This is a genomic window from Carnobacterium alterfunditum DSM 5972 (assembly GCF_000744115.1).
GTDB lineage: Bacteria > Bacillota > Bacilli > Lactobacillales > Carnobacteriaceae > Carnobacterium_B > Carnobacterium_B alterfunditum.
Genome location: NZ_JQLG01000004.1, coordinates 761,251 through 782,260 on the forward strand (window position 1 = coordinate 761,251; position 21,010 = coordinate 782,260).

General features: G+C 36.1%; 18 protein-coding genes. 2 read left to right on the forward strand and 16 right to left on the reverse strand.

The genetic code is table 11. From position 1 onward, the window contains the following. Positions 1-234 precede the first annotated feature (234 nt). Both BR50_RS04030 and BR50_RS04035 read left to right on the forward strand, forming a co-directional pair. Positions 235-1,047, forward strand: coding sequence for a hypothetical protein (locus tag BR50_RS04030; protein WP_034546507.1), 813 nt, complete (start codon positions 235-237; stop codon positions 1,045-1,047). A gap of 353 nt (positions 1,048-1,400) precedes the next feature. Then, positions 1,401-2,726, forward strand: coding sequence for an IS3 family transposase (locus BR50_RS04035; protein ID WP_034546509.1), 1,326 nt, complete (start codon positions 1,401-1,403; stop codon positions 2,724-2,726). A gap of 75 nt (positions 2,727-2,801) precedes the next feature. Here the strand turns inward: BR50_RS04035 and BR50_RS04040 are convergent, their stop codons facing one another. From BR50_RS04040 to BR50_RS04115, 16 genes are all read right to left on the reverse strand, one after another. Beyond that, entirely contained in the window at positions 2,802-4,139 is a 1,338-nt protein-coding gene (locus BR50_RS04040) for an acetyl-CoA hydrolase/transferase family protein (protein ID WP_051905732.1), read from the reverse strand. 32 nt (positions 4,140-4,171) lie between these two features. Next, positions 4,172-4,957, reverse strand: coding sequence for an enoyl-CoA hydratase-related protein (locus BR50_RS04045; protein WP_034546518.1), 786 nt, complete (start codon positions 4,955-4,957; stop codon positions 4,172-4,174). A gap of 15 nt (positions 4,958-4,972) precedes the next feature. After that, complete coding sequence (locus BR50_RS04050; protein WP_034546520.1) at positions 4,973-5,827, reverse strand: 3-hydroxybutyryl-CoA dehydrogenase; 855 nt, start codon at positions 5,825-5,827, stop codon at positions 4,973-4,975. A gap of 33 nt (positions 5,828-5,860) precedes the next feature. After that, entirely contained in the window at positions 5,861-6,994 is a 1,134-nt protein-coding gene (locus tag BR50_RS04055) for an acyl-CoA dehydrogenase family protein (protein ID WP_034546522.1), read from the reverse strand. Positions 6,995-7,046: 52 nt separating this feature from the next. Next, positions 7,047-8,225 (reverse strand): acetyl-CoA C-acetyltransferase, encoded by a 1,179-nt coding sequence (locus tag BR50_RS04060; protein ID WP_034546524.1) that lies wholly within the window; start codon positions 8,223-8,225, stop codon positions 7,047-7,049. A gap of 250 nt (positions 8,226-8,475) precedes the next feature. After that, positions 8,476-9,378 carry a LysR family transcriptional regulator gene (locus BR50_RS04065; protein WP_034546526.1) on the reverse strand — a complete coding sequence of 301 codons (903 nt, stop codon included), beginning with the start codon at positions 9,376-9,378 and terminating at the stop codon, positions 8,476-8,478. Positions 9,379-9,550: 172 nt separating this feature from the next. Beyond that, positions 9,551-10,771 carry an acyl-CoA dehydrogenase FadE gene (fadE, locus tag BR50_RS04070; RefSeq protein WP_034546528.1) on the reverse strand — a complete coding sequence of 407 codons (1,221 nt, stop codon included), beginning with the start codon at positions 10,769-10,771 and terminating at the stop codon, positions 9,551-9,553. A 223-nt stretch (positions 10,772-10,994) separates the two neighbouring features. Beyond that, entirely contained in the window at positions 10,995-11,861 is an 867-nt protein-coding gene (locus BR50_RS04075) for a YtnP family quorum-quenching lactonase (RefSeq protein ID WP_034546530.1), read from the reverse strand. A gap of 218 nt (positions 11,862-12,079) precedes the next feature. Continuing rightward, the gene (locus tag BR50_RS04080; RefSeq protein ID WP_034546532.1) at positions 12,080-13,006 is read right to left on the reverse strand and encodes a 2-dehydropantoate 2-reductase; all 927 of its coding nucleotides are present in this window, start codon (positions 13,004-13,006) and stop codon (positions 12,080-12,082) included. Positions 13,007-13,044: 38 nt separating this feature from the next. After that, complete coding sequence (locus tag BR50_RS04085; RefSeq protein ID WP_034546534.1) at positions 13,045-14,091, reverse strand: PTS sugar transporter subunit IIC; 1,047 nt, start codon at positions 14,089-14,091, stop codon at positions 13,045-13,047. Between the two features lie 531 nt (positions 14,092-14,622). After that, a complete protein-coding gene (locus BR50_RS04090) occupies positions 14,623-16,104 on the reverse strand; it encodes a carbon starvation CstA family protein (protein WP_034546536.1) in 1,482 nt (493 codons plus the stop codon). 259 nt (positions 16,105-16,363) lie between these two features. After that, complete coding sequence (locus BR50_RS04095) at positions 16,364-17,095, reverse strand: LytTR family transcriptional regulator DNA-binding domain-containing protein (protein ID WP_034546538.1); 732 nt, start codon at positions 17,093-17,095, stop codon at positions 16,364-16,366. A gap of 2 nt (positions 17,096-17,097) precedes the next feature. After that, on the reverse strand, positions 17,098-18,846 hold the full coding sequence (locus tag BR50_RS04100; protein WP_034546540.1) for a sensor histidine kinase: 1,749 nt from the start codon (positions 18,844-18,846) through the stop codon (positions 17,098-17,100). 136 nt (positions 18,847-18,982) lie between these two features. Continuing rightward, positions 18,983-19,186, reverse strand: coding sequence for a helix-turn-helix domain-containing protein (locus BR50_RS04105; protein ID WP_034546542.1), 204 nt, complete (start codon positions 19,184-19,186; stop codon positions 18,983-18,985). 15 nt (positions 19,187-19,201) lie between these two features. Beyond that, positions 19,202-19,678, reverse strand: a complete 477-nt coding sequence (locus BR50_RS04110) for a DUF2975 domain-containing protein (RefSeq protein WP_034546544.1) — start codon at positions 19,676-19,678, stop codon at positions 19,202-19,204. A 391-nt stretch (positions 19,679-20,069) separates the two neighbouring features. Continuing rightward, positions 20,070-20,720 (reverse strand): NADPH-dependent FMN reductase, encoded by a 651-nt coding sequence (locus tag BR50_RS04115; RefSeq protein WP_245792748.1) that lies wholly within the window; start codon positions 20,718-20,720, stop codon positions 20,070-20,072. Positions 20,721-21,010 lie beyond the last annotated feature (290 nt).

The following is a 21,010-nucleotide window of genomic DNA, read 5'->3' on the forward strand; positions in this document are numbered from 1 at the left end:
ACTATAAGTCAAGAAACAGCTATAGAAGGTTTATATGACCTTGAAAGTGTTGCTCAAGAAATGCAGGATGATGGCATGGATTATCTAACTTTGATGCGAAAAAATTTAAAAGCTTTACAGTTAAGTATTCACTAATTGATGATTGAATTACTTTGAACAGCCAAAATTCGCTAGTCTTATTGACAGATCATCTAATTTTTTGTTATTATAACTATTAAATTGATAGCGTTTGGTTTGCTGCCGAGTAAACCTAGGATATACGTATTTTCTACTCCGATAGGCCCTGCAGGAGTAGAAGTTGCGTGTATCTTTTTTTATTTTGAGGAGGAGATCATTATTTTTTCACTTATTAGTTTAACTGTTGTTACTAGTTTCTTAGATTCTTTCAACCCTTTTGCCATTGTCCAACAATTTACTTTACAAGGTTTATTAAAAAAAACACATCATATTTGGTATTATATTGTAACTCTATTTCTAACAAATTATTTAGCTAGTCTTATTTTCTATTTAAGTGTGACCCTATTAAATGAAAAGTTTATATCAAAATACTGGAATATACTAGCAGTACCAACTGCCCTATTAGCTTTTATTGCTGGTAGTGCACTTATCTGGTATAGCATCCGTTCTTTTTTGATCAATTGGAAATTAAGAAAGTTTCTTGTGGATAGGAGTGATAAGGAATCAAAAGAATTAGAATTAAAATTTTCTAAAAAAACAATGACTCCTGCTTATTTAGTTGGTATCGGCTTTACAACTACAGTCGTTGAATTTTCAACAGCTGCTCCTTTTATTGCCTACCTGACAATTGTTCAGCAATTTCAACCGACACTTGGCCAATTATTATTGCTATTGCTGATCTATAATCTTATTTTTTCTTGGCCGTTATTTGCGTTGTATTTCTTATTTGTAGGTTTTCAATCAACTTTTGAAAAGCTCTATACACGAATGACCTTTGTGTTGCAAATGGTTTCAGCTTTCTTATTACCTGTCTTATTTTTCCTAATTGCTCTTTTCTTAATCGTATTTGCTGTAAATACCATTTTTTAACTTTACTTATTTTGTTACTCTTAAAAATGCAACTACACAGTAAGCTCGTTGAAACAAAATTGAAAAGTAAAGCAACCTAACCATTTTTCAATGGCATACAGAAAAAAAAGTCACCTTATCGACGGATTTAATTTTACGAGAAAGCACTAAGTCCACTTTATAAACAAACCAAAAAGAGCCTTCTTATTGTTTAAAATGGACCCTATAGAATGGACACTAAAAAAAGTGCCCTCTATAAGGTCTATTTTTGTATACTTATATAGAAAAATATAAGTATGGTTGATTTAAGATTATTCAGTCCATTAAAACCGTATTCCACAATGAATGCACTACGTGCAGAAAGGAGCTGCTAAATGTCAAAGTTAACATTTACACCAAAACAAATCCAATTTTTAAAGACAAACCCATATGTAAAAAATGTATCTGAAAAAAGCATTACTTATTCCGATGAATTCAAACGCCATTTTGTTTCAGAATCGTTGGACTCAAAAACGGCTAAACAACTATTTTTTGAAGCAGGATTTGATTTGGAAATGCTTGGTGAAAGCAGGATAAAAGCATTCTCTAAGAAATGGCGAAAAAGATATCGGGATAATGGCGTTTTGGCGTTGAAAGACACTCGACAGGGCCATTCAGGCGGAGTTCGAAAGACAGAACTAACACCTGAGCAACAAATTGAAAAGTTACAAGCCAAAATTTCATTGTTAGAACAAGAAAATGAATTGTTAAAAAAATCAGAATGGAGCGAAAGGAGGCTAGAAAAAAACGAAAAGACTAGCGAAATCTTCGCAAAAATCCATAAAATGAAAAAAGATGGTTCCTACACAGGAACGATTGTAGATGCATGTGATGTGTTGGAGGTTTCCCGTTCCGGTTACTACAATTATTTGAAGAGTTCAGACACTAGGAATGCACGAGATGAGGAAGATCAGGCTTGGAGAACCAAAATTGAAAAAGCTTATAGTTATCGTGGTTACGAGAAAGGCTCTCGAAGCATTGTCATGTATTTCAAGAATATTCTGGGTATCACAGTCAATCGTAAAAAGGTACAGCGTTTGATGAGGAAATTTAATATTTTCTGCCCCATTCGTAAAGCGAATCCCTATAAAAGAATGGCAAAAGCTACCAAAGAACATCGCACTGTTGAAAACCAGCTGGAACGTCAATTTGATCAAGGGATAGCCCACAAAGTTCTATTAACAGATATTACTTACCTGCCTGGAGCTGATGGTTTCCTGGGTTATTTATCAACCATTAAAGATGGTACGACGAAAGAAATTTTAGCTCATTATGTATCTGATAATCTAAAACTTGATATTTCGCTAAACACCGTAGATTCTTTAATGAGCGCCCACGGTGCAACGTTACATAAAGATGCTTTTATCCATTCAGATCAAGGCGTACATTACACTAGCCCTAAATTTCATAAGAAGTTGATAGAGAATCATTTAGGGCAGTCCATGTCCAGAAGAGGTAACTGTTGGGACAACGCTCCCCAAGAGTCATTCTTCGGACATTTGAAGGATGAAATGAACTATGAAAATTGTACGAACCTAGAAGAATTGCGAGCAACTGTGAGTGATTACATTGACTATTATAATAATGAACGTGGGCAATGGAACCTAAAAAAATTGCCCCCTGTTCATTACAGGGAACAATTTTTATCAGGTATTGCATAAGGTCTCTTTTTTTTAATGTCTTTGACATAGGGTCCATTTTAGTTCAAATTGAACAATAAGAAGGTCCTTTTTAGTTTAGCCTTCCATGGTGACCATGGTTTCTTCTTGGTTTTCGACTTTTTCTGCAATAAAATGCTTTTCAATTGCTTTTTGTCGTAATTCTTCACGGAACTTAGGATGAGCTACTTCAATCAGAGCCTCTACCCGTTCTTGTATCGTTTTCCCAATCAATTCAGCTTTTCCATACTCCGTTACAATGGTATCAATATCATTTTTTGAAGTTGAAACAGCAGATCCTAAAGCTAGTTCAGGAACGATCGTAGAAATACTATCGTTTTTAGCTGTTGAATACAAGCAGATGATTCCGCAACCGTTCTTAGCTAATCTGACTCCTTTTGTAAAATCAGCTTGTCCGCCTGTCGATGAATAATATAAACCTCTCACCGTTTCCGAATTACATTGACCTAAAAAGTCCACTTCAACTGTCGAATTGACGGCTTTTAAATTATCAATTTTAGCAATCTCACGAATATCATTCGTCATATCACATGGCAGCATCAATATATCTCTATTGTTATCCATAAATTCATACAATCGTTTTGATCCAATTGCGAATGTAGAAACTGTTTTTGTAGGATAAGTGGTTTTATATTTATTATTAACTACCCCTTTTTCATAGAGTTCTACTATTTTATCTGGAAGCATCTCACTATGGACCCCTAGATTACGTTTATCCATCAAGTAGTCCATCACTGCATTCGGCATCGAACCAAAACCAATCTGAACAGTATCCCCGTCTTTAACAGTTTCTGCAATGATTTTACCAATTGCTAAGTCCTTCTCACTCAAAGTCGGACTCGGTAAAGTCGGCAATTCAAAGTCGTGTTCAACTAACGCTGCCACTTCACTGATATGAATGGTATTTTTTTCACCAAATGTTCGCGGCATGTGTTTATTCACTTCAAGAATAATCGTTTTAGCGTCTTCAATCAATGATGCCACGTAAGAAGGACTTGTTCCTAATGAGAAGTTACCGTCTTCATCCATTGGCGATACGGTCGCCATGATCACTGGACGATTTGTGCGTCTTTTAAGTAATGCAGGTATATCAGAAAAGTGATTTGGTAGTAAATCGATGTTGCCTTGGTTAAAGCCTTTTCGGTCCATACCAGATAAAAATATCGATACTTGTTTTAACTTGTTTGGCGAAATATCGACTGTCGGAAAACTGGGCAGCATCCGATACAAAGTATTTCCACTCAACGTCTCATTGCTAGGTAGCGCTTTCAAAAGTTCTGGTGGTTCACCGGGCATAATTGGGAAAATGATACCCTCCCCTGGCTCAACCAATTGAACCGCATTTTGTGCTGTTGTTTTTTTCTTTTCATACATTTTTTCGTATAATTTTATCATGTCTAAATCCCCCAATCAGATTAGTTTAGTCTTTATTTGTTTTCAAATTGAGCTTTACGTTTTTCAACGAAAGCTGCCATGCCTTCTTTTTGATCCTCAGTAGCAAATAATGCTCCAAAAATTTCTGATTCCAATACCAATCCTTGCTGTAAACCCATTTGCATCCCTTGATTGATGGCTTTTTTGCTGCCTTCTGTACCTAAAGGCGAATTTCTCATTATTTTTTTTGCCATTGTTTTTGTTTCTTCTAATAACGCTTCAACCGCTACAACTTTATTCAACAATCCAATCCGGTAAGCTTCTTCAGCTGCAACATTGGCTCCGGTATAGATCAATTCTTTTGCTTTACCTATTCCAACAAGGCGCGGCAAACGTTGTGTTCCGCCAAATCCTGGAACAATTCCTAATCCAACTTCTGGCTGGCCAAATTTTGCATTCTCAGCCCCAATTCTAATGTCACATGCTAAAGCAAGTTCACATCCTCCGCCCAGTGCAAATCCATTAACTGCAGCAATGGTAGGTTGACGCAATTGTTCTAATTTTGAAAAGACTGCATTTCCTAATGAAGAAAAAATTCTTCCTTCAACCGCATTCTTTTCTTTCATTTCTTTAATATCCGCACCCGCTACAAACGCCTTAGTACCTGAGCCTGTCACAATCAGTACGCGGATCGAGAAATCTGTCTCCACTTCATCAAGTGCAAAGGACAATTCTTCTAACACTTCTTGATTCAATGCGTTCAACATCTTTGGACGATTGATGGTTAAGATTCCGATTCCTTCGTTTTTTTCTAAAGTAAGTGTGTTGTAGGTTGTCATTTCTGCATTCTCTCCTTATGAGGCATAATCATAAAATCCTTTGCCTGTTTTTTTACCTAACCAACCAGCCTCGACATATTTTTTTAATAGTGGACAAGGACGGTATTTTGAATCATTAAATCCTGTATATAAAACTTCCATGATTGCCAAGCAAACATCTAGTCCAATATAGTCCGCCAAAGCGATTGGTCCCATAGGATGATTTGCGCCAAGCTTCATAGCTTGATCTACTTCTTCGGGTGTGGCTACTCCTTCTTGTACCGTGAAAATTGCTTCATTGATCATTGGAATCAAAATACGATTAACAGCAAATCCCGGAGAATCTTTGATATCGATCGTGATTTTTCCGATTTTTTCACTGAGTTCCTTAACAATGGCTGTTGTCTTACCACTCGTTGCCATTCCTCGATTGATCTCAACCAATTTCATGACTGGAACAGGATTAAAGAAATGTAGTCCAATAACTTTTTCAGGACGATTCGTTGCTGCTGCAATTTCTGTGATCGAAAGCGAAGATGTATTGCTGGCTAAAATTGTTTCTTCATCAGTTATTTCATCTAATTCTTTGAAAATAGCTAACTTGATTTTTTTGTTTTCTGTTGCTGCTTCCACAACTAATTGAGCGTCTTTTGCATCTTGAATATTTGTTGAAAGTGTAAAATGAGCCAGAATACTCTCTTTTTCAGCTTCTGTTTTACGGCCTTTTTCAACATCACGCGTTAGCCCTTTCTCAATTTTAGCGAACCCTCGTTGTACAAATTCTTCTTTGATATCATTCAAGATGACACCATATCCGGCTTGTGCCATAACTTGGGCAATACCGCTGCCCATTTGTCCTGATCCAATGACCATAATTTTTTTGATTTCCATTTTTTCCACTCCTCTAAACAAGTAATAAGCAAGCTAAACTTGTGTTTGATTTACCCAATTTTTTGAAATTATTTCGTGTTGCGTTTCTATAGAACCGCCATAAATAGTTGTTAATTTAGCGTCTCTGGCATAGCGCTCAATATCATTGTTCCGCATATAACCATAGCCTCCAGTCACCTGGATAGCCATTTCTGTTACTTCTACAGCAGTATTAGCGGCTTTCAATTTAACCATGGCGATCATCGTCGAATCAGTATGATGACTGCTGACGATTTGGTTTAATAAAGCAGCTGTTGCCTGTAATTCAGTATATGTTTCAGCTAGTTTAAATTGCGTATTGCGTAAATCAATCAATCTTTGGCCAAATTTACGATCTTGACTAACATAATTTAACGCTCGATCAAAAGCACCTTCAGCGATTCCGACAGCTTGAGCAGCAATGGATAATCGTATACGATCGTTAATAGCTTGGCATTGTTCCGCCCCGTTACATTGACCACCTAACACATTCTCTTTTGGAATACGAATATTTTTAAATTCAAGCGAAGCGACTGGAAGAGCTCGCATCCCCATTTTTTCTTCAACATTCCCTATCGTCAGCCCCTGCATTTCAGCATCCAAAATAAAATTGCCGTATCCTTTTGTTCCATCTTCAGCAATTGTCTTACTTCCTACCAAATAGATATTGGCTTTTCCCGCATGTGAAACAAAAGCTTTAGCTCCATTCAATTCCCAATAGTCTTCTCTTTCAACTGCAAGAGTTTCCATATTTTCAAGATCATTATTCATACCTAGCTCATTCAAACCATATGCGCAAAGTAATTCTCCGCTTAACGTACTAGGCAGATACGTTTGTTTTTGGTATTCTGTACCGTATTGGTATATTGGCCAAATTCCCATTGAAGATTGAGTCAGCAAAATACTAGCTGTTGATGCACAATCTCTTGAAACAATTCGAATGACATCCAAAAAATCTTTAAATGACCCTCCAAGTCCACCATACAACCCATCAAACGGCATCCTTAAAACATCCATATCGCTTAATTGTTTCAGTTGTTCTTCAGGATAAGCTTCTGTTTTATCATGTTCAGCAGCGACGGGTTGAATAACTTTCTTTGAAAAGTCGGCAACCTGGCTGATTAATTGATCCATTGTTGCATTCGTCATGTTTTCTTATTCCTCTCTGGTATTGGTTGGTAGTGGGCTGATCAATCCATGGTTAACGTTCGACGATCAGTGACATTCCTTGGCCTCCACCGATACATAAAGTTGCTAAACCGCGTTTTGCATCGCGTTTTTCCATTTCGTGAAGTAACGTGACCAGTATACGAGCACCACTGGCTCCAACTGGATGCCCTAAGGCAATTGCTCCACCATTAACATTTACGATATCTGTATTGAATTTTAAGTCAGTGATCACACTTAAGGCCTGCGCGGCAAAAGCTTCATTTGCTTCGATTAAATCTAAATCATCTACTGTCATACCAGCTTTTTGCAAAGCTTTTTGAGTAGCCGGAATTGGGCCGCAACCCATGATTTTAGGATCTACACCTGCACTTGCGTATGACTTGATGGCAGCTAGTGGTTTCAATCCTAATTCATCTGCTTTTTCTCGACTCATTACAATCAGAACAGCTGCACCATCATTCAACCCTGAAGCATTTCCGGCTGTAACTGAACCTTCTTTTTTAAAGGCTGGTTTCAACTTGGCCAGCGATTCTATTGTAGTGCCAAACCGAGGATGCTCATCTGTATCAACTATTTTAGGATCTCCTCTGCGTTGTGGCACTTCGATTGGTACGATCTCTTCCTTGAAGCGGCCAGATGTTACGGCTTTCTCAGCATTATTTTGACTACGAACAGCTAATTCATCTTGTTGCTCACGCGTAAATTGATACTTTTCAACAATGTTTTCAGCTGTTACTCCCATATGAATATCGTGGAACGCATCTGTTAATCCGTCGGTCAACACCGTATCGATCATTTGACCATTTCCCATTCGTTTCCCCCAACGGGCATCCGGCAATACGTATGGTGCTTGACTCATACTTTCTGTTCCCCCAGCGATAACGATCTCATTATCTCCTGAAAGGATCGATTGAGCTGCCAACGCAACCGTTTTCAGTCCTGAACCACAAACTTTGTTGATGGCAAAAGAAGGTACATGTTTTGGAATACCTGCTTTTACGGCTACTTGTCGAGCAACATTTTGCCCTAATCCAGCACTTAAAACGTTCCCAAAAATCAGTTCATCAATCGTTGCTGGATCTAAGTTGATGCTTTCAATAGCTTTTTTTACCACAGCTGCTCCTAAGTCTACTGCTGTTACATCTTTAAGAGCACCTCCAAATGTTCCTACTGGTGTTCTCAATGCTGATACAATTACGGCTTCTGTCATGTAAATTTCCTCCAAGTAGTGATTTATTTTTTCATACTATCTTTTCCGTTAAGCGTTTACATTGTTATCATATAGGCCTTTACCCTAAAGGTCTAACAAGTATAAATTACAGATTCCATAAGTATCGTTAATAGATTTGTGAAATATTGTACATAAAATGCCAAAAAAAGAAAGAATCAGACAAAAATGTCGACTCTTTCTTTCTCTTAACTTAAAAAAGTTTGTACAATATTTAACTATTTTTGCTTATTTATTCCATCGGCTGATAGAAATAACTTAAAACAGATTCATGTAAAGCTGTTTCGACAGCTGAATAATTATTCTTTATAGGACGACACAACAGAACATTAAACGGAATAGGATTTTTAAATGATTTTTCAACGTACTCATCGCTACTTAAATAACGACGGATCGGTGAAGGTAAAATAGCAATCGTATCACTATGGCGGGTTGTTTCAATTAAGAAATCCCATGAAGAAGAAGTGAAAATAATTTCTGCATTTAACTGGTTTTCCTTGAATGCCCTTTTGACTAAATCATTCGTCACAAAAGATTCATTGAAAGTCGCAATTGGGTAATCATTGATATCTTTCCAATTGATTTTATTCTTCTTACCCAATGGATGGGTAGGCGACATGAAGGCTGTCATCTCATCAATTTGAATAACGTGCTCTTCAAATGATTTTGGATCTAAATTAGTTGGTTCGATCAATACGACGTAATCTAAGTCTTTTTGCAGAAACATCCTTCTGAGTTCATGGCTGCCATCTTCTACGATTTCAATTTTGATCTCAGGATTTCCAACAATAAATTTAGAAAAGAATTTAGAAAATAAGACGCGTAAAATTAAGGAAGGCATACCAATACGAATAGTCCCTTTTTGTTTGGATGATTCTTTTCGGATCATACCCTTCATCTCACCATGCAATTTCAACATATCTAACGCATATCGATATAGCATAGTTCCACTTGGCGTTAGTTCTTCAAGCCGTCCATTTTTACGATAAAAAAGATTTAATTCTTCTTCTTTTTCAAAATTGGTGATCATCTGGCTCAAAGCAGACTGAGAGATATGAATTTTCTTTGCAGCTAACGACAAATTGCAACCGCATTCAACAATGTTAATAAAATAATTTAATTGTGTAATATCCAATTTCTGCTATTCTCCTTTTATATTTCCTTACTTCTAAATAAAACTTTTTTTCTGCTCCATCATTTATATATATGTTTAGCATAACACGGTTTTCTTTAATTGTGTAATGAGAGCAAAAAAAAAAGACTAAGGAAATGGAATACTTGATTCCATTTTTTTAGTCTTTTATCTTTTAAACAAAAGCACCTACGCCTGTCAAATATCTTCCAACAATTAAAGCATTGATTTCATGTGTTCCTTCGTAAGAATAGATGGCCTCTGCATCTGCAAAGAATCGAGCAACATCAGTTTCCAACGTGATTCCATTTCCACCTACCACTTCACGAGCCAATGCAACGGTTTCTCTCATCCGTAAGGCATTATGCATTTTTGCCATTGAAGAATTCACTTCACGGTAATTTCCTTGTTCTTGCATTTGAGCCAAACGGACAGAAAATGCTAAATTAGCAGTCACATTTGCTTGCATGATAGACAATTTTTCTTGAACCAATTGGAAGGATCCTAGATTTTTACCAAATTGTTGACGATTTTTTACGTAGCGCAAAGCTGCTTCAAAAGCACCTGTAGTCAATCCCGTTGCTAAATGTGAAATATCCGCACGAGTGATACGTAAAATACTCGCTACATCTCTAAATGAATTCACTTTTTGCAATCGGCGATCTTCTCCAACCTTTACATCCGTAAAGGTGATATGCCCATTTTGGGTCATACGAAGCGAAATTTTTCCTTCGATTTTTTGAACATGGACCCCTTCAGCTTTACCTGGGATCACAAATGCTTTTACGTTTCCGTCAGCTTCATCGCGAGCAAAAACAGTCATTTCATCTGCTGATCCAGCTCCACCGATCCAACGTTTTTCACCATTAATGATCCATGTATCGCCTTCTTTACGTGCACTTGTTGCCAATCCCCCAGCAATATCTGAACCATGCTCTGGTTCTGTTAAAGCAAAACAGCCTTGAATTTGAAAAGAAGCCGTTTTTTCAGCCCATCGTTCAATTTGTTCTTCGCTCCCACCTTCAAGCAGAGTAGCATAGAACAACCCACCATGAACTGTATAGAATGTTGCAATAGAAGCATCTAGTTTAGCTAACTCAAAATATCTAAACACATTGTACAATTCACTCGGTTTGCGTTTATCCGCACGGTTTTCGAACAATAATGGATTATCCATCATTCGGACTTTTTCTACCTTTTTGAAAGCTTCAAATGGAAATTCGGCTTTTTCCCAATACTCGCTTAATAGTGGTCGTAATTCTGTTTCTAGTGCTTCACGCAATTCTTTTAGAACTATTAATTCTCCGTCGGTTAATGCACTTGAATACTCATATAGATCTGATGGGTAAAAAGTAGCTAAATCAACTGGTCTTTCCTTCGTCATTGTGTTCATCATATTAATCGCCCCTTAAATTTTTTTAATTAGTATTTTATATATGAACCGCTTACAAAGCTTAATTTAAGCCATTTCAAGCTTTTCGTCTACTTATCTATAATTATAGAAGCTATAAGTAAAGCTTAACATCACTCAATGATCCTTGATTGATATTGCTTTTCTACTCATTAGCATAATCAAAAAAACATTATTTGGAATACTGATCCAAATAATGTTTTTTAATTTATTCAAATACGATCTGTGCTTGTTTACTTCTGCTTAATGAATCGACAACATTTTTTCCCGTTTCATCCCATTCGATCATCCGATAATAAGCATCATGATAAAAAATAAATTTATATTGATTTTCATAAGCCTCTTTCATCCATCTCTCTTTACTAAATACCGATGTCATCGGGTAGTCATCATAAGCTAAAACCCATAAGGGATTTTGATGGGCATGTGTCGGCATAATATCAGCCATGTGCAGCAAAGTTTCATTTGCTTGTGTTAATTTTATAACCGCATGCCCCTCGCTATGTCCCCCAGTATGGATCATATCGATACCCGGAACTACTTCAAGGGAACCTTGATAAGTAATGAATTGATCTTGGATTGGTTCCCAATTTTCTTTCCAGTAGGTACTTTTGGAACGTATATTTGGACTTCTCATTTCATCCCATTCAATCTTATTTACATAAATATCGGCATTAGGAAAAGTCGAAACTAGTTTCTTGTTCTCAAAATGTGTCAGCCCACCTGCGTGGTCAAAATGGAGATGTGTCATTAAAACTGCATCAATATCTTCTACACTTAATCCTAATTCTGCTAAACTTTCTTGCATTTTCGTTTCTTCTGCTACCCCATAATTACGCTTTTGTTTATCTGATAATTTCCCTTGCCCTACTCCAGCATCAATCAAATAATTTTTATTTTGGTACTGAATGAGTATTGCATCCGTCGGCAATTCAATTTGGTTTTTATCATTGACCGGATATTTACGTGACCAGAGTGCTTTTGGTACAACACCAAACATCGCACCTCCATCCATCGACGTGATCCCGCCATCCATCCACGTTAAGTTCATGTCGTGAAATAATAAGCTATCCATCTCCATCCTCCTTTTTTTACAAAAAAGCGTTTCCACTCATTTGCAATTGATTATACGCATTTTTTTTATTTATTCAAAGTAAAGTGGTAATCAATTCTGCTATTTCATCTTTTTAGCTGCTAAAATTTGTTATTAAACACAATCAAATAAAAATAAACAAAAAAAAAAATCCAAAGTTATTAGCTTTAGATTTTTTTTCGTTTAAGTCAAAATTTTTATTAGCGTTTGATTCCTAAAATATCTTCTTTCGCATGGATCAATTGCGTAATTTGTTTACAGTATGGTGCTTCAAATCCTTTAACTTCTGATTCTTTTGCAACCACACCATTTAAGAAGTCGATTTCAGTTGGGCGTTTGTTTTTTAAATCTTGATGCATTGAAGGGTAATGTCCCCCAACCTTTTCAGCTGTTGCTTTCAAGTAATTTACGATTTCTTCAACATCTAATTTTATACCTTCAGTTTCTGCTATACGAGAAAATTCACTAACGATCCCGTGATTTAATTCGTCGATTTGAGAAGTTTCAAATAATTGTTTGATATTGCAATCTAGTAAAGAACAAAGTGCATTCATCGTCCCATTAACACAAGCTTTTCTCCAAGTTGTAAAATGAACATTTTGACTGTAGATACCATTTAATCCACAATCTGCCATCATTTTCACAACTTGACGTGTACCTTCTTCTTCATTTTCATCACTATTTTGTACTTCAACAGGACCTTCTCCCATGAAGTGTGTTTTTCCAGGTGCATCTAGCCCACCTGTCCAAACGGTCGTCCCCATAATGATATTCTTTTTAGGAATGTATTCAGAAATGGTATCGGCATGTCCTAAACCATTTAATAGGCAAACCACTTTAGTTTCTTCCGTTAACATATGTTTGATTTTTTCCAACATATTTCTTAAGCCCATTGATTTAGTAAAAATAAAAATCGTATCGAATGTATCCTTTATTTCTTCAGGCTTACCGACTGGAATGATCACATTATCTTCTTTTCCATTTACGGTAACTGATAAACCATTTTCTTTAATGGCTTTGATATGTTCTTCCCAAAAATCTAATAGGGTAACATCATTTCCACCTTTTTGCATCATATAACCAAATCCGCATCCTAAAGCTCCTGAACCTGCAATTGCTATTTTCATATTAAAATTCCTCCATTCATCTAAAATATATTAGTTGATTATTTTGAAACAGGTATAAATTTAAAGATTTCATCATCGTAAATATGCAAGAATTTGCTGCACACCATGTCAATAATGTACCCAGCACCGAAAGGAATAACAAAGTAAGCTATAACAACACTTAACAAGCTTGTTCCCATGTTGAACGCTTGAATGGGTCCAACTAATCCAACGATCCCAAATCCAGCTGTTTGTGGAATACCTTGAATCGTAAGAACATAAACACCTATACCTGAAACGATTGCATTAAGGGTTACAGGAATCATAATTTTGGGGTACTTAATTAAATTAGGAATCATCATTTTCATAGCGCCAAGCAAAATGGCCAACGTTGTTCCTGTTTGATTGACTCGGATAGAACCAATCACAAGGATTGCAGTACAAGCTGTTACTCCTACTGCTGCAGCACCAGCTCCTAAACCGGATACGCCTATCGCAATTCCTATTGCTACTGTTGATATCGGTGAAATAATTAAAATTGAGAAGGCCACAGAGATTAAAACAGCCATCAATAATGGTTGAAGAGTAGTAAAACTGTTGATCAACTGGCCGACTAAAGAAGTTACCATGCCAACATATGGCAACATGAGCAAACCAATCGTCCCTACCCCAACGCCTACAATGATCGGCATAAGAATCAGTGTCAATGAACCCAGTCGTCCTTGCATCGAACGGGTAACAAAAACGGCAATAGCGGAAACAAGCATAACATTTATCAAGTCTCCGATCCCAACTAGTTGAATACCAGTTTCAGTAACTTTGTAAGCTCCTGATCCTAAAAAAGTTGCTGCCCCGATAATGACACTTTCCATTCCGTTCATTTTAAATTGCAGTGCTACGAGTACACCGATAATAGCCGGTGTAATAAATTGCATGGTACTGGCAACAGTTGCTAAGAGAACGAATATAGAACCATAAGGGATAAGGGCTTTAAATATAGAACCTAATATTGCATTTGCGATCAATCCAATAACGATCCCGGTTGCTGTTCCTCCTAAAACCTTGTTTAAATAATCTTTACCTGTATATTTTACTCTCTGTTCCATTAACCTCAACCTTTCTTTTTAGAATTAGTTGAATAATTAATCTTTTTTCATGTTTGTTCAATTATTCACTAATTTCTCTACTCATTGATAATATCACAATAAAAATTTGATTACAACATTAATTTCAATTTTTTCATTTTCAATTCATTTATTTTGTATCCCTTAAAAATAGCGTCAATTTTCGACTGTATATATACATAAATTCACTGCACGTCAACATTACACCCATTAAATTTAATAATATATATTTATTATCCAGATCCAAAAAATAAAATTTAAAGCTAATTCTATTTTCAAAATCTATCTTTTCAATATTGTTCATCATTTAACAACACTACAAATTTATTTAAATCTGCCATCTTGATTCTATAATTTCTTGTTTTTTTTGCATAAATAAACACTTGTTTTTTAATTTTATGCACGTTTAGAATTTTATTATTTCCCTTAAAAAAGGATAAAAAAATCACACCTTTTTATCCTGGTGTGATTTTTTTAAAGAGAATAGATATACTCTTTCAAATCCGTTTATTTTTATCCATTCTCTGATACAAACGTACCAATTGGTAGTTGATCGTTCAGCAACTTGTCTGATGGATCTAGTTCTCTTTTTTGCTTCTTGCCTGTCTCCCAATATAGAACCATTAGGCCAATTGTTACGATAGTACTTAAGATATACGCTAAGGTGGTCAAACCCATTCCAAAACCAATTGGTTCACTAAAGATATACACTACACAAGCATACAACATAAAGATTCCTGGAAGTAAAGTCACCAAGTAATTTTTATTTTTCAAATACAAGTAACGTGTAGAGACTAGTAAAGAAATCACTGCTGTAACTTGATTTGCCCAGTTGAAATATCTCCATAAGATATTAAAGTCAACTTGCGTCAACACTAAAGAAATTGCATATAAAGGAATCGTAACCATCAATACTTTTTTCAATGTACTTTGGTTAATGTGCAGATAATCTGCCGTTATCGTCCGTAAACTTCTAAAAGCAGAAAGTCCTGAAGAAATTGGTAAAACAATTACTCCAATGATTGCAATTGTCCCAAATACACTGCCTAACAACATGTAAGAAACCTGGTTGACTACAAGTGAAGGAGTCCCATTATTGATCATTTGATTAAGTGTTTGTCCGTTGAATAATGACATGGAAGCTGCTGCCCAAATCATTGCGATCACACCTTCAGCAATCATCATCCCGTAAAAAGTAAAGCGTCCTTCTTTTTCATTTTTAGATGTTCTAGCAACCATTGGCGCTTGTGTAGCATGGAAACCAGATATAGCTCCACAAGAGATCGTAAAGAATAACGCTGGAAAAATTTGCGTTCCTGATGGATTAAAGTTTTTCATCGTTCCTGGAGTTAAGTTTGGTATTGTATGTCCTCCAAAAATTAAGCTTAACCCAATAGCTAGTGTACTGATGATCAAAATAGCCCCAAAATAAGGATAAACAACTCCCATGGCTTTATCGATTGGTAAAATGGTTGAAATTAAGTAATAAACAAAAATCAATCCAATGATCATCTCTAACGTTAACCAATTTGGGGTGATACTTTCAATCAAGTTAGCTGGTGATGCAACAAAAACGGTACCAACTAACATCAAAAGCAGCATGGCGAAAATATTCACAACATGTTTTACTGGTTTTCCTAAGTATTTACTGGCTAATTCTGGTAAATGAGCACCATCATTTCGTAAAGAAATCATGCCTATCATATAATCATGTACTGCACCGCCAAGAATACAACCTACAACGATCCAGATGTAAGCAACTGGACCGTAAAGCGCTCCCATTATTGGTCCGAAAATAGGGCCTGTTCCTGCAATATTTAGTAATTGAATAATAGCATTTTTTGGTTTTGACATAGGTACGAAATCATAGCCATCCCTTAACGCTTCTGCAGGAGTTGTCCGATCCGGATCGATTCCAAAATTCTTTTCAATATATTTTCCATAAACAAAATAGCCTAAAATTAATGACGCAATACCACCTAATAATGTAAACATTCTTTCCTACCCCCTTATACTTTGTTCATCGATTTTGATGAACCTTTAATAGCTTCACTTTACTATTAAAATAAGGTTTCGGATGAAATTTAAGCTGAAATAGCAATACGGCCGACTGAAACGCTCATCTGCAGTTCTCAAATTCATTCTATTGACAGGTATGATAATCCCGCTAGTGCTTTTTTTGCAGTTGTTTGTCCACTTCTCACTCTTTTGGGACAAATAAGCTCTTAGTTATTCTCCTTATCCATAATGTACATTATACTAAGCCTACTTCTTCTTTGAATTGCTTCATATAATGTCTGCTCACAGGAATTTTCACCTGATTACTCATAGTAACCAGAAATGTATGGTTAAACCACGGCTGTATTTCTAGGATTTCGTTTGTATTCAGCAGATAGGAGCGGTGCACACGTAAAAAAGCATGTCCTTTCACCTTTTCTTCATAGGCGCTCAAAGGTTCATTTGTACTGTATTCTTTCTCGACAGTATAAACAGTTGTGGTACCTTTTTCCACCGCAATAGCAATAATATTTTCGATTTTAATAATGTAGATGCGTTCGTCCATTTGAATAGGAACCGTCAATAAGCATTCCTGCTTCTCTTCTACTTGCAAAGGCACTTGTTCTTTTTGATAGCTAATATAGGCCTTTTGAACAGCTTCTTGAATTCGAGGCAGTTCAAATGGTTTTAAAACGTAATCCGTTGCATTTAATTCAAACGCCTTAATAGCATATTCATCATACGCTGTAGCAAAAATAACCATTGGCGGGTTCTTTAACTGGTTGATTTTATTCGCTAATGTTAACCCACTCTCACTGGTCAAATGGATATCTAAGAAAATCAAATCAATTTCATATTGCAACATTTTCCCTAAAGCTTCTTCAATTGAATCTGCTTCTACTATTGTTGAGATCCCTTCACAGCGTTCCAGTAAATACGCTAGCTCGTTTCTGGCTAGGGGCTCATCATCCACTATCAATGTCTGCATTATTATCCCTCCATTCCTTGGTAAGGTATCTTGCAAATAATAATCGTACCTTTTTCGGAAGATTCAAAGTTCAATTTAGCTCTATCCCCAAATAAACTGATCAACCGTTTGTTCAAATTTTCCAAAGCTGAACCGGTCCCTCTTTCGGACGAAACACTTTCTTTGCCTAATTTACCAAGCCTATTTTTTTCTATCCCATACCCATTATCTTGCACACTTACCAAAATATCATTATCTATCTTGTTGACCGTTACTTGGACTAAATTATCCATTCTCCGATTTCTAAAGGCATGTTTAAAGGCATTTTCTACCAAAATCTGAATCATAAACGGCGGCAAAAGAATATTATTCAACCCATTTTCTATATTCATCTCTATCTGGTAGCGATCTGGGAAGCGCGCTTGTTCCAATTTTGTATAAGCTTCTACTTGCAGCAGTTCTTTTTCTAAAGGAATCACATTCGTTCTGGCACCCTGTAAATTAGACCGGAAAAAGGTACTCAGCTGTAGCAACATCTCACGAGCCTTCTCGCTATCTATCCGGATCAATGCAGAAATGGTATTGATGGTATTAAAGAAAAAATGCGGGTTTACTTGGGCTTGCAGCGATTTGATTTCCGCATCTTGTAAGAGCTGGCTTTGCAATTCCATCTCACCAAGTTCAATTTGACTGGAAAAGATAGTGGCCAACCCTTCCGCCAGTTGCCTTTCAACAAAGGTCAGTTTTGAGGCATCAGTGAAATACATCTTTAACGTTCCGACCGTTTTACCCTGTGATTTCAATGGAATAACGATTGCTGCTTCTAATGGGCAATCAGGATGATCACACCCAATTTCTTGATGAGAATGCACTTCTTTGATTTCTCCTGTTCGAAGCACTTCTTTAGATAAATTAGTCACTATTTTTTTTGAAGGAACATGATGATCACTGGCTGCGCCAACATGTGCTAAAATACTGTCTTTGTTTGTAATGCTAACAGCTGAAACCTTGATCAGTTTTTGAATAATTTTTGCTGCTTGCGTACAAGATTCCTCATTCATGCCCGAGCGAAAATAAGGCATAGTCTCATTAGCCAATTGGAAAACATCATGCGTTTGGACTGCTCTTGTTTGTTCTTCTTGTCGCAGCGTTGAGTCGATGATCGATAAGAAAATCCCTGTTCCAATACTGTTGGTCAAAATCATTGGTAATCCAATAAACTTGACCAAATCTACTGCTTCTTGAAAATAGCTACTTAATAATAGAATACACATCATTTGAACAACTTCCATTGCTGCGCCAATGATGAGACCCTCTCTAACTTTTGGGAAAGCATTCTTACGGATGGATTTCAGCCCATAGACCCCAGAAAACAAACCAACCAATATAGATGAAATCACGTACACGTACGCATCTATTCCACCTTGAAAATAACGGATAATGCCTGAAATGAGGCCCACACCCACACCTATGATCGGCCCTCCGATCAATCCTGAAACACCGATCGTCAACACACGTGTATTCGCCAGTGAAGAATGACTAGATAAATCAGTGAACGGCTGATCCATCTTGATTTGATTTTGGCCAATCTCTACTCCTGTAAAATTAGAAATCAGGGCAAATAACCCAAATACCACAATCAGTTGGACCATCGTACTAGCTTTTCTTCGATTTCCTAAAAGATTTTTGAAGTAAGGAATATTCATTAAGATATACGCTAAAATAATAATCAATCCGCCGCGTTCAAGCATTAAAATGAATAAGTAGAACATTATTTCACTTCCTATGATTTAATACCTTTAGTTTACCGCATAAAAACTAATTATGTATACAAAGAAATTAGGAAAGGGACTGGGACAAACTCTCCCAATCCCTTTTTGGATGATTTTTTATAGACTCTTATGATCATCATTTTTTATATTCTAATATATCCCCTGGCTGACAATCTAACGCCTCACAAAGGGCTTCTAAAGTTGAAAATCGAACAGCTTTTGCTTTTCCATTTTTCAATATCGAAAGGTTAGCCATCGTAATACCAACTTTATTTGAGAGTTCTGTTACACTCATTTTGCGTTTAGCCAACATTACGTCAATATTAATGATAATTGCCATATTATTCACCTCAGATCAGACTATTAAATCATTTTCTTTTTTCAAATCAATGGCTTCTTGTAAAAGCCGTTGAAGAACCGCTGCAAAAACGGCAATGATTAATGAAGCAAAAATAGGGATCATTCCGACAAGAATAAGTCCTGGAGCATCATCCAACTCTGCTAGACCAAAGATAAATGGCAGAACTACTACATATATCCCACTGATGATCATTGCACAAAGCTTGATATTGTTTAAAGATTTAACAGACCATTCAGAAAATGCTTGTTTCTTATCAATATAGTTCAGCAGTCTAAACGTTTGATATAAAGCCACGAAAAACGGGAAAATGGATACATATATACCAATCAAAACGGGATACAATAGTTGATCATATTCTGGACTTGCTGGATTATTGATCAACCAGGTCACCCCAAATAGGCTTAATGCAAGTACCGGAAGCCCAATCAAAATAACAGCCAACTTTAAAAATAGTGTTGTTTCGAGTTTCATGAATAACCCTCCCATGCTTGTTATAGATTTTATTTTATCATTATATATATTGATTAACAATAAATATATATTGTATTGGAACAAACTTGCATTAAGGCCATTCAAATTTAATTGCTCTTTAAAGCTGTTGGCTAAAATTCAACATTAATAGTATAGCTATGATTTGACTACCTCCTAGGCATCTCTATCTTAATGAACCCTACAATAAAAAGGGCGCCCATAACAACTAGCATAATAGTAATTTCAACCACTGAAAATCTCTATACTCCTTTTAAGATAAAGAATCTACCATATCAACACTAAAAATTATAGAACCCATTTTTCAAAAAAACATACAAAAAAACCAATTCCACACCAAAATTCGAGGTGGAATTGGTTTTTATTTTCGGCCTTATCTAATTGTATTAAGAGCTTTCGTCCATAACAATAAGTCATCAAACATGCCTTGTGCATTTACTTTATTGTAGTCATTTGGTTTGAAAATACTCATATTTTCAAAATCAGTTATTAGAGAGAAATTTGTTGTAGTGCGTACCGAAGCAACACTCAATTCTCCCAAGATCACACGCATATTTTCGTGAGCACGTGCACCACCTAGACTGCCATATCCAACTAAAGAAGCTGTTTTATTTGCAACTTCTGCTTTTAAGAAGTCTAAAGCGTTTTTCAATGCTCCACCTACTGCGTGATTATATTCTGGAGTGATAAATACATATCCATCAAATGAAGCCATTTTTTCAGACCATGCTTGAATTGCTGCACTTGCTGTTGCTTGACGATTTTCAGGAAGCTTAGCTCCTAGTAATGGTAAATCGTAATCTGCCAAAGCGACCATTTCATATTCGACACCTTCATCATTTCTTTTCACTGCAAATTCATGGATCCATTCTGTTACCGCTGCTGAGTTTCTTCCTTCACGTACGCTTCCTGAGATAATACCAATTTTCATAATTTTATTCCCCTTTTCTTCTATTTTTTTAGTTTGTTCATTCTTCCCGAATAAAGCTTCGCTCATTCGAATGAATACCGATTTGTTAGCCAATGTGTTTCCTCCATTACAAATTATTTAATTGAAGGTCACCCACCAATAAACACTTACATTTCGTAAGTACATTTACAAGTATGCCATAGATTTGAAATTGTTTCAAGTCTATTTATTCTTAATTCGAGATATTTAATAAAAATACGCAAAAGAGCAGTTTTTCTCTAAATCAGCTTTTTCTTCCATGAAAGTCTACCGAAAAAAAAGATGAGTTTGTTTGATTTGACAAAAGAGATCAATCATATTACAACTATCTCTAATTAGTAATATATCAATTCGTAATTAAACTA